15 protein-coding genes are annotated in these 15,241 nt (G+C 64.2%); 9 read left to right on the plus strand and 6 right to left on the minus strand.

The window, feature by feature from the left end; all coding sequences use genetic code 11:
- Nucleotides 1–247 precede the first annotated feature (247 nt).
- Nucleotides 248–907, minus strand: a complete 660-nt coding sequence (locus tag ACVMIH_RS06230; RefSeq protein WP_076828598.1) for an outer membrane protein — start codon at nucleotides 905–907, stop codon at nucleotides 248–250.
- Between the two features lie 257 nt (nucleotides 908–1,164).
- A complete protein-coding gene (locus tag ACVMIH_RS06235) occupies nucleotides 1,165–1,911 on the minus strand; it encodes an outer membrane protein (protein WP_456860991.1) in 747 nt (248 codons plus the stop codon).
- 449 nt (nucleotides 1,912–2,360) lie between these two features.
- On the opposite strand from ACVMIH_RS06235, the gene ACVMIH_RS06240 reads away from it, so the two are divergent.
- The 4 genes from ACVMIH_RS06240 (at nucleotide 2,361) to ACVMIH_RS06255 (ending at nucleotide 8,397) form a co-directional block, all read left to right on the plus strand.
- The gene (locus ACVMIH_RS06240) at nucleotides 2,361–2,855 is read left to right on the plus strand and encodes a single-stranded DNA-binding protein (RefSeq protein WP_057018508.1); all 495 of its coding nucleotides are present in this window, start codon (nucleotides 2,361–2,363) and stop codon (nucleotides 2,853–2,855) included.
- 259 nt (nucleotides 2,856–3,114) lie between these two features.
- Complete coding sequence (locus tag ACVMIH_RS06245; RefSeq protein ID WP_456860993.1) at nucleotides 3,115–3,513, plus strand: DUF2306 domain-containing protein; 399 nt, start codon at nucleotides 3,115–3,117, stop codon at nucleotides 3,511–3,513.
- Between the two features lie 222 nt (nucleotides 3,514–3,735).
- Nucleotides 3,736–6,462 carry a DNA gyrase subunit A gene (gene gyrA / locus ACVMIH_RS06250; RefSeq protein WP_456856144.1) on the plus strand — a complete coding sequence of 909 codons (2,727 nt, stop codon included), beginning with the start codon at nucleotides 3,736–3,738 and terminating at the stop codon, nucleotides 6,460–6,462.
- Nucleotides 6,463–6,621: 159 nt separating this feature from the next.
- A complete protein-coding gene (locus ACVMIH_RS06255; RefSeq protein WP_456856143.1) occupies nucleotides 6,622–8,397 on the plus strand; it encodes an adenylate/guanylate cyclase domain-containing protein in 1,776 nt (591 codons plus the stop codon).
- 70 nt (nucleotides 8,398–8,467) lie between these two features.
- On the opposite strand, the gene ACVMIH_RS06260 is transcribed toward ACVMIH_RS06255, so the two are convergent.
- The 4 genes from ACVMIH_RS06260 to ACVMIH_RS06275 all read right to left on the minus strand — a co-directional run bounded on the left by ACVMIH_RS06260 (nucleotide 8,468) and on the right by ACVMIH_RS06275 (nucleotide 11,754).
- Nucleotides 8,468–8,923: a phosphotransferase family protein gene (locus ACVMIH_RS06260; protein ID WP_456860995.1), complete on the minus strand. Its 456-nt coding sequence runs from the start codon at nucleotides 8,921–8,923 to the stop codon at nucleotides 8,468–8,470.
- A 207-nt stretch (nucleotides 8,924–9,130) separates the two neighbouring features.
- A complete protein-coding gene (locus ACVMIH_RS06265; RefSeq protein WP_456856141.1) occupies nucleotides 9,131–9,409 on the minus strand; it encodes a hypothetical protein in 279 nt (92 codons plus the stop codon).
- A 21-nt stretch (nucleotides 9,410–9,430) separates the two neighbouring features.
- Nucleotides 9,431–11,329: a potassium transporter Kup gene (locus ACVMIH_RS06270; protein WP_057018606.1), complete on the minus strand. Its 1,899-nt coding sequence runs from the start codon at nucleotides 11,327–11,329 to the stop codon at nucleotides 9,431–9,433.
- Between the two features lie 167 nt (nucleotides 11,330–11,496).
- On the minus strand, nucleotides 11,497–11,754 hold the full coding sequence (locus ACVMIH_RS06275) for a hypothetical protein (protein ID WP_057018505.1): 258 nt from the start codon (nucleotides 11,752–11,754) through the stop codon (nucleotides 11,497–11,499).
- Nucleotides 11,755–12,021: 267 nt separating this feature from the next.
- On the opposite strand from ACVMIH_RS06275, the gene coaD reads away from it, so the two are divergent.
- The 5 genes from coaD to queA all read left to right on the plus strand — a co-directional run bounded on the left by coaD (nucleotide 12,022) and on the right by queA (nucleotide 15,202).
- Nucleotides 12,022–12,519 (plus strand): pantetheine-phosphate adenylyltransferase, encoded by a 498-nt coding sequence (gene coaD / locus ACVMIH_RS06280; RefSeq protein WP_057018504.1) that lies wholly within the window; start codon nucleotides 12,022–12,024, stop codon nucleotides 12,517–12,519.
- A 45-nt stretch (nucleotides 12,520–12,564) separates the two neighbouring features.
- A complete protein-coding gene (locus ACVMIH_RS06285; protein ID WP_057018503.1) occupies nucleotides 12,565–13,128 on the plus strand; it encodes a peptidylprolyl isomerase in 564 nt (187 codons plus the stop codon).
- A gap of 5 nt (nucleotides 13,129–13,133) precedes the next feature.
- The gene (locus tag ACVMIH_RS06290) at nucleotides 13,134–13,571 is read left to right on the plus strand and encodes a hypothetical protein (RefSeq protein WP_057018502.1); all 438 of its coding nucleotides are present in this window, start codon (nucleotides 13,134–13,136) and stop codon (nucleotides 13,569–13,571) included.
- Complete coding sequence (locus tag ACVMIH_RS06295) at nucleotides 13,547–14,011, plus strand: peptidylprolyl isomerase (RefSeq protein WP_016846097.1); 465 nt, start codon at nucleotides 13,547–13,549, stop codon at nucleotides 14,009–14,011. The genes ACVMIH_RS06290 and ACVMIH_RS06295 overlap by 25 nt, the downstream gene beginning before the upstream one ends.
- A 114-nt stretch (nucleotides 14,012–14,125) precedes the next feature.
- Nucleotides 14,126–15,202: a tRNA preQ1(34) S-adenosylmethionine ribosyltransferase-isomerase QueA gene (gene queA / locus ACVMIH_RS06300; RefSeq protein ID WP_057018501.1), complete on the plus strand. Its 1,077-nt coding sequence runs from the start codon at nucleotides 14,126–14,128 to the stop codon at nucleotides 15,200–15,202.
- Nucleotides 15,203–15,241 lie beyond the last annotated feature (39 nt).

Raw genomic sequence — 15,241 nt, forward strand, 5'->3', positions numbered from 1 at the left:
TGAGTCGCGTCCATCAACGGATAGTTTGCCTGATGGCAGCAGCCGTCAGCAGCGCCGGTTCCGCTAGAGCCTTTTCCCCCATTCGATGGGATCGGAACGGGAGCTCTGGATTCCTGCTGTGACGCGTTTTCTTGACGCGAACCTCAATTCACTTCGCTCGAAAACGCGCTTACGCAAAAAGGCCGGCGCTAGGCCGGCCTTTCAGTGCGATCTGACCGCCGATGGCGGTCAGGCAATTCGCTCAGGCTTAGTACTTGGCGACGATCGGGCCGCCGAAGTGATAGTTGACGCCGAACTGGGCGCTGTGCAGCTCGAGCGTACCGGACGGCACGCCGAAATAGTTCTCGCTGTCGAGGCTGCGATACAGGTATTCGCCCTTGATCGACCACTGCGGCGCGATGAACGCCTCGACGCCGGCGCCGACGGTCCAGCCGGAGTGAAAGTTGCTCTGCGAGGCGGTCACGCCGAGCGCGGTGACGCTGACCTCGTTGTTGGCCCAGGCGTAACCGCCGGTGCCATAGAACAGCACCTTGTCGACGGCGAAGCCGAGGCGGCCGCGCACGGTGCCGAGCGAGTCGATCTTGCTGCGGGCGGTGACGCCGAGCGCGGAGACCGATGCGTCGATGTCAGCGCCTGCGGCGTCGACCTCGAGGCCGTACACGATGTTGCCGGCTTGCCAGTTGTAGCCGATGGTGCCGCCGCCGAAGCCGCCTTCCATGCTCGGGGTGCCGGAGTTCTCGCTGGCGTAGCCGCCGAAGCCTCCGACGTAGAAGCCGGTCCAGTTGTAGATCGCGGCCGGCGGCGGAGCCTTCACGTAAGGCGCGCGTGCCGCCATGTCGGCGGCCATTGCCGGTGCAAAAGCGCTCAGTGCAAACATGCCGGCCGAGGCCAGCAAAACAGTCCTCATTTTCAAAGTCCCAGTCCCATTTTCTTGTTGTCCCTTCAGATATCTTGAAGAGAGCGTCACAGCAGTGTCGCGTGACGTGCTGGTGCTTCTACAGAGAAATGCCGGAACGTGTGTATCCGCGAAACCACAACGCACCGAAAACGGCCCCGGTGAGGTGCGCGTGCACACGCAACGAAAAAGCCGGCGCACAAACAGGCGCGCAAACAAAAGGCCGGCGCAAGGCCGGCCTTTCGTCTGGATCAATCGGCCTGGCGCGATCAATAGCGCGCGACGACCGGACCACCCCACTTGTAGTTCACGCGGACGGTAACGAGGTCGACGTCCTGCCGATCGCGGATGGTGCTGTTCAGCGTGCCGTTGGGGGCGATCAGGTTATAGGTCTTGTCCTGCATGAACAGGTGGTCGTATTCGATGCCCGCGGTCCAGTTCGGCGCGAAGCCGACTTCGATGCCGGCGCCGACGGTGCCGCCCCAGCGGGTGTCGCTGGCGCTGCCGACCAGCACGCCGGTTGGGGTGAAGTAGGTGTTGAAGCGGTTGTCGGTCAGCGCCGCGCCGCCCTTGGCGTAGAGCAGCACGTTGTTGACGGCGTAACCGATCTGGCCGGTGAACAGGCCGAACGCGTCGATCTTGGACTGGTTGGTGAACAGGCCCGGGAAGATCGCGCTGTTGTTGCTGCCCTTCAGGTCAGCCCAGTCGCCCTGCGCTTCGAGGCCGAACACCCAGGCGCCAGCCTGCCAGCGATAACCGATCTGGCCACCGGCGACGCCGCCGGTTGCATCATGGCAACCATCTGATGCGAGGAAGATGCCGGCCGGGAGCTGGTCCCAGCAATTGTGGCTCGAGCCCCAGCCGCCGTTGGCGCCGATGTAGAAGCCGGTCCAGTCATAGATCGGGGCAACCACGGGCGGCGGCGCCTTGGTGTACGGGCGCGCAGCGAGATCGGCAGCCGCGGCAGGCGCAGCCAACGCAATCAGAGCAACCGTACCGAGCAAAAACTTCTTCATTATCGATCCCCCAGCACCCCGATCGGCTTCCAAACGGTCCCGAAGCACGATCCCAGACGCGAGCGCCCGCGCCATGGTTGGAGCTATACGCTGATTCAACCGCAAACGCAGTCTCCCAAATGCAACACTCGCGGGAGAAGTATCGATAAGGCAAGCTGCTGATTTGTTTGTTGTTTTCCTAAATCTTGCTGCCGAGCGTCGGCCTGCACCGAGATCGACTGCCGCTCCGACGGCACTGGCCACTTCTACGGATGGTTGTGGCGAACAAAACTGGAACGACGCCGGATCCGATGCTATATCTCGAATATCGTGGATAACCGGCGCGACGGCAAAGGCGGCGAGCCGGCACCGGCGTATAGGGTCATCCACGACGCCTGCGACGTAAGTGGCGAAGGTTGAGAGTGGCGGCCGAATGTCCGGACGCCCGGTTTTTGAGTGGAGATGATGCGATGGCGGGAAGCGTGAACAAGGTGATCCTGGTGGGAAACCTCGGCAAGGATCCGGAAATCCGGCGGACGCAGGACGGCCGTCCGATCGCAAACCTTTCCATCGCCACCTCGGAAACCTGGCGCGACAAGGGCACCGGCGAGCGCAAGGAAAAGACCGAGTGGCACCGCGTCGTGATCTTCAACGAGGGCCTCTGCAAGGTCGCCGAGCAGTATCTGAAGAAGGGCGCCAAGGTGTACATCGAGGGGCAGTTGCAGACCCGCAAATGGACCGACCAGAGCGGCGTCGAGAAGTACTCGACCGAAGTCGTGCTGCAGGGCTTCAACTCCAACCTCACCATGCTCGACGGGCGTGGCGGTGGGGGCAGCAGCTTCTCCGATGATGGCGGCAGCGATTTCGGTTCGGCCGGACCGGTCAGCTCGGCGCCGCGCCGCGCCGTCGCCGCGGGTGGTGGCAGCAGCCGCAACAGCGACATGGACGACGACATCCCGTTCTGAGCAGCGGTCGCGCTTCCGTCGATTCCGTCAGGCGCCGTTCCGTGAAGATCATTTCCCGGAACGGTCGTTGCGATCGGCACCAGCAATTTCCTCGTGTGGAATAAGAGGATAACTCGGTAACTCTCTGTCAGAACGTCGGTGGTTCGACGTAAAGGGATGCGGGTTCCCTGGACTTTGACACAGCCTGATGTAAATGATATTTACATTGGCCTGCGGCATTTGATGCTTGGCCGCGAGCTTCACCCGAGGGCCGGCCATCATGAGCCTCGCGCCATTGCTCGACACCGCGCCTGCGATCCCGCTCCACGCCTTTGCCGCGATGGCCGCCTTCGTGCTCGGCTCCATCCAGCTCGCCGCCCCCAAGGGCACGCTGCCGCACCGGACCCTGGGCTGGATCTGGGTGATCCTGATGCTGGTGGTCGCCGGAAGCTCGTTTTGGATCCATCAGATCCAGCTGGTCGGTCCCTGGAGCCCGATCCACCTAGTGTCGATCTTCTCGCTCGCCATGCTGGCGCTCGGCGTCACGGCCGCACGGAGCCACAATGTCCGCCGCCACAGGTTCACGATGATCGGCATCTCCTTTGGCGCACTGCTCATCGCCGAACTGTTCACCTTCATCCCCGGGCGGATCATGCACGCGGTGGTCTTCGGCCACTGACGGGAGAGACAAGTAGCGAATGGCGGGTGGCGAATAGGGGATTTTTCCATTGCTGTTCGCCATTCGCCACGCGCTTCCCGACCAAGCCGTGGGAACCTTGGCGCTCCCCCGTAAGTGCATGAAAAAACGAACGGAAAAACGGCTTGCGGAGCCGCGCAAGGGTGGTTATCAGGCCTCCGATGGGCTATATGATTCCCCAGTAGAACCGACCGGATTTCCCCTTTGTCCGATAACGACGACCACAAGCCCGGCGAGCCGCCGGGACCCTCAGATATTCGTCCCGTTTCCATCCTCGACGAGATGAAGAAGTCCTATCTCGATTACGCGATGAGCGTGATCGTGTCGCGTGCGCTGCCCGATGCGCGCGACGGGCTCAAGCCGGTGCACCGGCGCATCCTCTATTCGATGCATGAGCAGGGACATACGCCGGACAAGAAATACGTCAAATCCGCCCGCGTCGTCGGCGACGTGATCGGTAAATATCACCCGCATGGCGACCAGTCGATTTACGACGCGATGGTCCGCATGGCGCAGGATTTCTCACTGCGCGTGCCGCTGATCGACGGCCAGGGCAATTTCGGTTCGGTCGACGGCGATCCGCCGGCCGCCTATCGATATACCGAAGCGCGGCTGACCCGGGCGGCGCTCGCCGTGCTGGCCGACATCGACATGGAAACGGTCGATTTCCAGCCGAACTACGACAACTCCGAGAAAGAGCCGTCGGTTCTGCCGGCCCGGTTCCCGAACCTTCTGGTCAATGGCGCCGGCGGCATCGCCGTCGGCATGGCGACCAATATCCCGCCGCACAATCTCGGTGAGGTCGTCGATGCCTGCGTGGCGCTGATCGACAATCCGGCGCTCACGATCGACGAACTGATCGACATCATTCCCGGACCGGACTTCCCGACCGGCGGCGTCATCCTCGGCCGTCAGGGCATTCGCAGCGCCTACCACCTCGGCCGCGGCTCGATCGTGATGCGCGGCAAGGTGACGATCGACACCATCCGCAAGGACCGTGAAGCGATCATCATCACCGAGATTCCCTATCAGGTGAACAAGGCGACGATGGTCGAGCGTATCGCCGATCTCGTCAAAGAGAAGAAGATCGAGGGCATCGGGGACCTGCGCGACGAGTCCGATCGTGACGGCTATCGCGTCGTCATCGAGCTGAAGCGCGAAGCGGTGCCCGACGTGGTGCTGAACCAGCTCTACCGATTCACACCGCTGCAGACCAATTTCCCGGCCAACATGCTAGCGCTGGATTCCGGCCGTCCGCAGACGATGAATCTGAAGGACCTGCTCACCATCTTCGTCGCGTTCCGCGAGCAGGTGGTGACCCGGCGGACCAAGTTCCTGCTCGGCAAGGCGCGCGACCGCGCCCACATCCTGGTCGGCCTTGCGATCGCGGTCGCCAACATCGATGAGATCATCCGCGTCATCCGGACCTCGCCCGATCCGAACACCGCGCGCGAGGCCCTGATGTCACGCGACTGGCCGGCACGCGACGTCGAGGCGATGATCACGCTGATCGACGATCCCCGGCATCGCATCAACGAGGACGGCACGCTGCGGCTATCGATGGAGCAGGCCAGGGCCATCCTCGACCTTCGCCTGCAGCGCTTGACCGCGCTGGGGCGCGACGAGATTTCCGAAGAGCTCGACAAGCTCGCGGCCGAGATCGCCGACTATCTCGACATCCTGCGTTCGCGTGCCCGCGTGCAGGGCATCGTCAAGACCGAACTGGCCGAGGTGAAGCAGCAGTTCGCCACCCCGCGCAAGACCGTGATCATCGAGCAGGAAGGCGAGGTCGAGGACGAGGACCTGATCCAGCGCGAGGACATGGTCGTCACCGTGTCGCATGCGGGCTACGTCAAGCGCGTGCCGCTGTCGACCTATCGGGCGCAGCGCCGCGGCGGCAAGGGCCGCGCCGGCATGCAGACCCGCGACGAGGATTTCGTCTCGCGCCTGTTCGTGGCCTCCACGCACACGCCGGTGCTGTTCTTCTCGTCGCGCGGCCAGGTCTACAAGGAGAAGGTCTGGCGGCTGCCGATGGCCGCGCCGAACGCGCGCGGCAAGGCGCTGATCAACATCCTGCCGCTGGAGCAGGGCGAACGCATCACGACGATCATGCCGCTGCCGGAGGATGAATCCTCCTGGGCCAATCTCGACGTGATGTTCGCGACGACCGGCGGCACCGTTCGCCGCAACAAGCTGTCCGACTTCGTCGACGTGCGCCGCTCCGGCATCATCGCCATGAAGCTCGGGGAAGGCGAGGCGATCGTCGACGTCCAGATCTGCACCGAGCATGACGACGTGCTCCTGACCGCCGCCGGCGGCCAGTGCATCCGTTTCCCGGTCACCGATGTGCGCGTCTTCACCGGCCGCACCTCGATGGGCGTGCGCGGCATTGCGCTGCCCGAGGCCGACAAGCTGATCTCGCTGGCGATCCTGCGCCATGTCGAGACCACCTCGGACGAGCGCTCGGCCTATTTGAAGATGCGCCGCGCCGTGGCCGGCGAGGCCGCGACCGAGGAGCCGGTCGAGACCGAGGGCGAGGAGACAGCGAATGCGATCCAGCTGTCGCAGGAGCGCTATGCCGAACTGTCGGCGGCCGAGCAGGTGGTGCTGACCGTCTCCGTCAACGGCTATGGCAAGCGGACCTCGTCCTACGAGTACCGCACCACCGGCCGCGGCGGCAAAGGCATCGTCGCGATGAGCGTCAACAACCGGAACGGCAACCTGGTGGCGTCGTTCCCGGTCGAGGACGCCGACCAGATCATGCTGGTCACCGACAAGGGTCAGCTGATCCGCTGCCCGGTGGCCGATATCCGCGTCGCCGGCCGCTCGACCCAGGGCGTGATCGTGTTCGACACCGCCGAGGACGAGCACGTGGTCTCGGTCGAGCACATCCCTGAAGAGGAAAACGGCGAGAACGGCAACGGCGGCTAGCGCCGCCGTTTCGGAGAACCCCAGCACGAATGCAGCCAACAGGCGCGCCCGTTGACAGGCTCCGCGAAATCCGGCGGGCCTGCCGTACGCCCCTAGCCCAAGGGCAACGCCCTATGCTTTGATGGGGTCCGGCGGATCTACCGATTTCGGGAGGCCGTTGTGACCGATCATCGCGTTGAGCGGCGGCTTGCAGCTATCCTGGCGGCTGACGTGGCCGGATATAGTCGGCTGACCGGCCTGGACGAGGAAGGGACACACGTCCGGCTGAGGGAGTGTCTGCGTGGACTCGCTGATCCCAAGATCAGCGAACACCGTGGCAAGGTCGTCAAGCACACGGGCGACGGCGTGCTCGCCGAGTTCGGCAGTGTCGTGGATGCGGTGCGTTGCGCCATTGAGGTCCAGCGCGCAATGGCCGAGCGAAATGCCACGGTGCCGCAACTCAAGCGGATCGAATTCCGCATTGGCATCCACGTCGGCGACATCATCGTCGATGAAAACGATATCTTTGGAGACGGCGTCAATATCGCCGCCCGCCTTGAAGGGATCGCGGAGCCCGGCGGAATCTGCATCTCGGACGATGCGCAACGTCAAATCCGCGGCAAGGTCGATGCCGTGTTCGAGGACATGGGCTCGCAGAACCTGAAGAACATTGCTGAGCCGATGCGCGCGTGGCGATTGAGGATAAACGCGGGCCATCCTGAGGGGGCGCCGATCGAGCCGCCGGTCGACAGCGTGCAAGCTCTGGCGCTCCCTGACAAGCCGTCGATCGCCGTGCTGCCGTTCGAGAATATGAGCGGCGACCCCGAGCAGGAATACTTCGCGGACGGAATGGTCGAGGAAATCATCACGGCGCTGTCGCGCTTCAAATGGCTGTTTGTGATCGCCCGAAATTCGAGTTTTACCTTCAAGGGCCGGGCCGTCGATATCAAGGAGGTCGGCCGCAGGCTCGGCGTCCGCTATGTCCTTGAGGGGTCTGTGCGCAAGGCCGCGGGGAAGGTTCGCATCACCGGGCAGTTGATCGATGCGGTGACCGGAACGCACATCTGGGCAGACAGGTTCGAGCGTGACCTGACGGACATATTCGCTCTCCAGGACGAGGTGACCGTCGCCGTCGTCTCGGCCATTCAACCAAAATTGCTGCAGATCGAAATCGGCCTGTCGGCACGGCGACCAGAGAACCTCACCGCCTATGATTTCTATCTCCGCGCCATGCAGCAGCATTACCTGATGACCGCCGACGGGTTGGCCGAGGCGATCAGGCTGGCGCATCGTGCTTTGGAGCTTGACCCCCGGTTCGGCTTTGTCGCCGCTCTGGCAGGTCTCGCCCACATGCAGAACATCCTTTGGGGGCATGCCGTCGATCCTCAATTTGACCGCAAGGAAGCGGTCCGGCTGCTTCGCCTGGCATTGAGCATCGACGATGGCGATGCGGAAACATTAGCCTGGGTTTCCCTCACCTCGGCGTACATGGTCGGCGATTGTGAGAGTGAGATCGAATTGGCCGACCGGGCGGTCGCTCTCAATCCGAATTCATATCGCGCATGGACCGCCAGAGGCAGCGTCTACAGAGTTGCCGGGCTTCCCGATGAAGCGGTCCGGAGTTTTGAACGCGCCATCCGCCTGAGCCCGTTAGACCCGCGGCTACCCATCACGTTTGTTGGGATGGGGATGGCCTTCATCGAGCTTCGCCGCTTTGACGAGGCCATTGCCGCAGCGAATAAATGCCGGCGCCAGAATGCCTCCTATTCGCTGGCCTACCGTTGTCTCGCGTCCGCGTTCGCTCATCTCGGACGCGACGCGGAGGCGCGCGAGGCGGCGGCGCTCCTGCTTCAGCTCGATCCCGCCTTTACAATTTCCGCAATGATCGCCAGGGGCGGGTACCCAAACGCGCAGCTGTTGATCGAGGGGCTTCGGAAGGCGGGATTGCCCGAATGAATTATGCCCGCGGGCGCCGACGAGGCGGCCATCGGGAGCACCGCGGGCTCTGTGTTTGTGGGGGCGCGGCCTAGATGGCGCTTTCCAGTTCGCGCGTGAGCCCGGGAAGGGCGTCCATCCGGCCGATCTGCGCGAACCAGCACCAGAGCTCGAGCGTCGAGGCCAGCCGGTAGAGCGCGATCGTGGCCTCCCAGTCCGGCCGGTCGCTCGTGCCGTGGCCCGCGAGCAATCCGTCGCGATTCGGCGCGTCCCTCGGCGTGAAGTAATAGAGCGCCTTGGCGATGTCCATCAGCGGATCGCCGGCGGTGGCATTCTCGAAATCGACGATGCCGGTGAGACGCGGCTGCCCCTCCGGTGTCACCAGCACGTTGCCGGCGTGGAAGTCATAGTGGCAGAGGCGGGGCGTGTCGGCTGCGTCGAGCAGGACACTGCGCGCCAGGATGCTGGCCCGCAGCCGCGCGGCCAGCGCTTCGTCCCCGCCGCGCGTGCAAAACTCGGTCAGCTTCCGCTCGAACTGCGCGGACATGTAGGCGCGGTTGGTCGGGTACGACGTCCAGACGCCGTGCGGGCCGATATAGCCGAAGCTGTCGAGCGTGATGCCATTGATACGGCGGAGCGTAGATCGAAAGCAGCTCCTGATCCGTCAGCGCCGCCTCGCGGTTGCCGAGCACGACGCCGTCGAGCTTGCTCATCAGCACAAAATTGAAGTCGATCAGCGCGCGGCTGTCATCAGCTACGAGGATGCGGGAATGGCAATGCCGGCGTCGCGCAGAAGACCGAGGACATAGACCTCCTTCGCCATCTTCCATTGCAGCTGGGCGGGGTAGACCTTGAGGATGCAGCTTGGCGCGTCCGCCCGGGTGATCTCGAGGATCGTGCTGATCTCGCCGCCGCGCAGCTCGGTGATGCCTGCCACGCGCGCGCCTGGCGCAACCCGATCGATGATCGCCTGAGCCTGGTCGATCGAAATCGCCAGCCGCGGCTTCAGCTGAAGAGGCGGATCGTCTGACATGTCCGCATCCGGGCTGTGGGACTAGATCTCGATCTCCGTCCCGAATTCCACGACCTGTCCGGTCGGCACGCCGAAGAACGCCGCCGACCGTTCGGCGTTGCGCTGCAGGAACGCGAACAGCGATTCCCGCCATACCCACATGCCCGGAATGTCTTCCCGCGGGATGATGGTCTCGCGGCCGATGTAGTAGGTCACATCGGTCAGACGCAGACCGGGCAGTTTGCCCTGACGACAGGCGAGCTTTAGCCCTTCGTAAACGGTGGGATATTGCATGAAGCCGTAACGCAGGATGACGCGGATGATGCCCGGGGTGACGTCGTGAACCACCACGCGATCCTCGTCCGGGATGCGGGGGGATTCCTCGATCTGTACGGTGACCAGCAGCACGCGCTGGTGCAGCACGTGGTTGTGCTTGACGAACTGGGTCAAGGCAAGCGGCACGCCGTTAGGGGCGGAGGCGAGGAATATGGCGGTGCCCGGCAGCCGGCTGTGGCACTTGTTGACCGCGGTTTCGATCAGATCTTCTTCCGGCTGACGCAGCTTGCTGCGCGCCGTCTCGACCAGTTTCACGCCGCCGCGCCAGGTCAGCATCAGGAAGGCCACCGCGGCGGCGAGCAGCAGCGGGAACCAGCCGCCTTCGAACAGCTTGGTCGAGTTCGCCGCAAAGAAGATCGCGTCGATGATGAAGAAAAAGCCGTTCACGGCGATCACGATGATCGGCGAATAGCCCCACTGGATCGCGACCAGCGCTGCAAGCAGCGTGGTGATCGCCATCAACAGCGACACTGCGATGCCGTAGGCGCCGGCGAGCGCGTCCGAGGTGCCGAAGGCGAGCACCGCGCCGAGTGTCCCCGCGGCGAGCAGCCAGTTCACCAGCGGCACGTAGATCTGCCCGATGGCATCGCTCGTGGTGTGCTCGATGTGCATGCGCGGCAGGAAGCCGAGCTGGATCGATTGCTGGGTCAGCGAGAACACACCCGAGATGATGGCCTGCGAGGCAATCACGGTGGCGATCGTCGCGAGCAGGACGAGCGGGTAATGCGACCAGTCCGGCGACAACTGGAAGAACGGATTTTCGATCGCGGTCGGGTCGGTGATCAACAGCGCGGCCTGGCCGAAATAGTTCAGCACCAGAGCGGGCAGGCAGACGGCGAACCAGGCGAGCCGGATCGGAAAGCGGCCGAAATGCCCCATGTCGGCATACATCGCCTCACCGCCGGTCACCGCGAGGAAGGCGGCGCCAAGGATGGCGAAGCTGACGTGGAAATCCTGATGGATCAGGAAATCGAATGCATAAAGCGGGCTCAGCGCAACCAGCACGCCGGGCGCCTTGACGATGCCGTGAATGCCGAGCGCTGCCAGCACGGCGAACCAGAACAGCATCACCGGGCCGAAGATCCTCCCGATGAAGCCGGTGCCCTGCTTCTGCATCATGAACAGGCCGATCAGGATCACGACGGTGATCGGCACCACCGCAGGGGTCAGCGAGGGCGCGTCGACCTTGAGGCCCTCGATCGCCGACAGCACCGAGATGGCCGGGGTGATGGCGCCATCGCCATAGAGCAGGGCGGCGCCGATCAGGCCGACCACCAGAAGATGGGCGCGCCAGGTGCCGGGCGCCGCGTTGCGCGCCGAGAGCAGCGCCAAGAGCGCGACGATGCCGCCTTCGCCGCGGTTGTCGGCGCGCAGGATCAGCATCGCGTATTTGATCGAGATGATCAGAATCAGCGCCCACAGGATCAGCGAGACCACGCCGAGCACCGCGCTCTCGGTGAGCGGACCGCCATGGGTGGCGGCCTTGGCGGCTTCCTTCAGGGCGTAGAGGGGGCTGGTGCCGATGTCGCCATAGACGACGCCGAGGGCACCGAGCGTGACGGCAACCGGGATCGGACTGGACGGGGGGTGGCCAGAAGAAACGATGGCGGGCGTACTCGTCACGGCAATCCCCCGGTGTCTTGCGCGCGCCGGGTCATCCGGCCGGGCGCCTTAGACGATAGTCTGCGACGGGACGTCGCAAATTACCATTGGGTTTTGTGTGACGGCCTGACCTTACGCCAGGCTGACGAGGGACGTCGCTCGACTACGGGCTACGGGGTACGGTCGGCGGTGACCAGGCGGGCTTCACGAACCACTGTCTTGTTGCCGGCGCTGCGCAGGCACGCGGCCTCGAAATTCGGCCAGGCCTGCTGCGAGCAGTCCTTGCCGACCGGGTGGACGTCGAGACGGTCGCTCTTGGCCAGCGGCTGCGGGGTGGAGGCTTCGACCTGCGGCGCAAAGCCCGGCAGCACGGTGAGCGCGGCGGCAATGAACGCGGCAACAGCGATGGCGGAAAGTGCCTTGATCATGACGGTCCCCAGTTGATCGGGCCGCCCGGGCCCGTCGTTTCGTTGTCCAATGTCTACCGGCAGCAAGTTTCCTGGTGTCTTCGCCACCGCGGGAAATGGTTTCGTCGCGGGCCGGTTTTGTTTCGTCCGCCAACGGCCGACGAAACATTCACCCCCGTAGACGCTGGCATCCCAGGACTCGTTCACTGGACGACTGGAAATTTGTTTCGAGCAAGCAATGGAACCCGGGCGGCTTGCCGGGGAGAGCCGGGCGGGTTAGGAGGGACCATGTCCCGTATCGCGATCTATCCTGGCTCCTTCGATCCCGTCACCAACGGCCATCTGGACGTGGTGAAACAGGCCGTCTTCCTCTGCGACCGCCTGATCGTCGCCATTGGCGTCCATCCCGGCAAGAAGCCGCTGTTTTCCACCGAGGAACGGCTGGCCATGGTCCATGAGGTGTTCGGCCCCATCGCCCAGCAGGCAGGCTGCGCCTTCGAGAGCGCGACCTATGACAATCTCACGGTCGCGGCGGCCCGCGCGGCCAAGGCCACGCTGATGATTCGCGGCCTGCGCGACGGCACCGATCTCGATTACGAGATGCAGCTTGCCGGCATGAACGAGGCCATGGCGCCCGAGGTGCATACCGTGTTCGTTCCGGCGTCGGTTGCGGTCCGCCCGATCACCGCCACACTGGTGCGCCAAATCGCCCAGATGGGCGGCGACTTCTCTTCATTCGTGCCGTCATCAGTCGCAGCTAGCCTGAAGGCCAAGTTCGCCGGCTGATCCCGGCGGCCTGCCACACCCCAACGTTAAAGCTCCGGAGTTGCCATGATCCGCATTCTTGCATTCGTTGCTGCGCTGCTCTGCGTCATGCCCGCGGTCGCGCAGCCGCTGCCGGCCAATCCCGACAAGGCCGATGCGATCGTGATCGACACCACCAAGGGCCGCATCGTCATCAAGCTGCGCACCGATATCGCGCCCAAGCATGCCGAGCGCATCAAGCAGCTGGCGCGCGAGGGCTTCTACAACAACGTGCCGTTCCATCGCGTAATGGACGGCTTCATGGCGCAGACCGGCGACGGCCAGAACTTCAACGGCACCGGGGGCTCGAAATATCCGAACCTGAAGCAGGAATTCTCCCAGGTCCCGTTCAAGCGCGGCATCGTCGGCATGGCCCGGCGCGGCGACAGCGTCGACAGCGCCAATTCGCAGTTCTTCATCATGTTCGCCGACGGGCCGAGCCTGAATGGCCAGTACACCGTGATCGGCGAGGTGGTGCAGGGCATGGACGTGGTTGACAAGCTGAAGAAGGCGTCTGCGGGCTCTCCTGGCGGAGCCGTCACCGATCCCGACAAGATGGTGAAGGTGCAGGTCGCATCCGACATCAAGTGATCCGCATGGCGGCGCGCTGCAAACCACTCGCCTGGTTCGCCGCGCCGCTGGTTTGCCTGACGCTGACCGCACCGGTGCAGGCCGAGCCGGAGCAACTCAATACGATCAAGGACGTTGTTCTTGCCATCCACCGCTGCTGGCGGCCGCCGCCGGCAGACAAGGCCGGCCCGATCGACATCACCGTCATTGTCAGCTTCAACCGCGAGGGCGCGATCCTCGGGCATCCCAGGATCAGCTATGAATCGCAGGAGGCGACCGACAACGACCGGATTGCATACCGGATCGCGGTGATGGAGACGTTGCAACGCTGCACGCCGTTGCCATTTACCGAGAGCCTGGGCGGCGCAGTCGCCGGCCGCCCATTCGCGATCCCGTTCAGGAATAAGAAGTATCCACCCCGAAGCCAGGAGAAGCGAGCATGGCTGCTACCGAAAATACTCTGATCCTCGAAACCACCCAGGGCCCGGTCACGATCGAGATGCGCCCGGATCTCGCGCCCGGCCACGTCGCGCGGATCAAGGAGCTGGTGCGCGAGGGCTTCTACGACGGCATCGTATTCCACCGCGTGATCGACGGCTTCATGGCGCAGACCGGCTGCCCGCAGGGCACCGGCATGGGCGGCTCCGGCAAGAAGCTGAAGGCCGAATTCAACAAGGAGCCGCATGTCCGCGGCACCGCCTCGATGGCCCGCGCCGCCAATCCGGATTCCGGCGACAGCCAGTTCTTCATCTGCTTCGACGACGCCTCGTTCCTCAACGGCCAGTACACCGTCTGGGGCAAGGTCACCGAGGGCATGGAGAACGTCGACAAGATCAAGCGCGGCGAGCCGGTGAAGGATCCGGACAAGATCGTCAAGGCGCGCATGGCCGCCGACGCGGCGTAAGTCAAACACTCCGTCATTCCGGGGCGATGCGCAGCATCGAACCCGGAATCTCGAGATTCCGGGTTCACGCTTCGCGTGCCCCGGAATGACGGCGCTGAAGTATTAGTCACCGCCATGCGCACCGACCTCTTCGACTTCGAACTGCCCCCGGAAAGCATCGCGCTTCGCCCCGCGAGCCCGCGCGATGCCGCGCGGATGCTGGTGGTGCATCCGGACGGCGTGCTGCGCGACGCCGCGATCGCCGACCTGCCGCAGTGGCTGGAGCCGGGTGATCAGATCGTCGTCAACGACACCAAGGTGATCGCGGCGCAACTCAAGGGCCGCCGCATCGGGCGCGACACCGAACCGAAGATCGAGGCGACCTTGATCAAGCGGCTCGACGGCTCACGCTGGCAGGCGCTGGTGAAGCCGGCGAAGAAGCTCAGCCCCGGCGACACCATCCGCTTCGGCAATGAGGGCAGGGTGTGCCTGCTCGGCAATCTCGATGCAGAGGTCGAGGCCAAGGGGCAGGAGGGCGAGGTGACGCTGTCATTCTCGTTCCATGGTCCGATGCTCGACCAGGCGATCGCCGATGTCGGCGCCACGCCGCTGCCACCCTACATCGCTTCCAAGCGCACGCCTGACGAGAAGGACGTCAGCGACTACCAGACCATGTTCGCCGCCAATGAGGGCGCGGTCGCAGCGCCCACGGCGGGGCTGCATTTCACGCCGGCCTTGGAGGCCGCGCTGAAGAGCCGCGGTGTCGAGCTGCACCGCCTGACGCTGCATGTCGGGGCAGGGACCTTCCTGCCGGTGAAGACCGAGGAGACCTCGGAGCACAAGATGCATGCCGAGTGGGGCTGCATCACCGCCGAGACCGCTTCCGCCTTGAATGCCGCGCGCGCAAAAGGCGGCCGGATCGTCGCGATCGGCACCACGTCGCTGCGCCTGCTGGAAAGTGCCGCCAGTGCCGACGGCACTATCGAGCCGTTTGCGGCGGAAACCTCGATCTTCATCACGCCGGGCTACCGCTTCCGCGCGGTCGATATTTTGCTGACCAACTTCCATCTGCCGCGCTCGACGCTGTTCATGCTGGTCTCGGCCTTCTCCGGCCTCGAGACGATGCAGGGCGCCTACGCGCATGCGATCAGGGACGGCTACCGGTTCTATTCGTATGGCGATGCGTGTTTGCTGTTTCGCGCGCGAGGCTAGCTCCGCAAGCACGGTTGCTTCACCGTCACCCTGAGGCGG

Source organism: Bradyrhizobium sp. USDA 4503 (assembly GCF_054055815.1).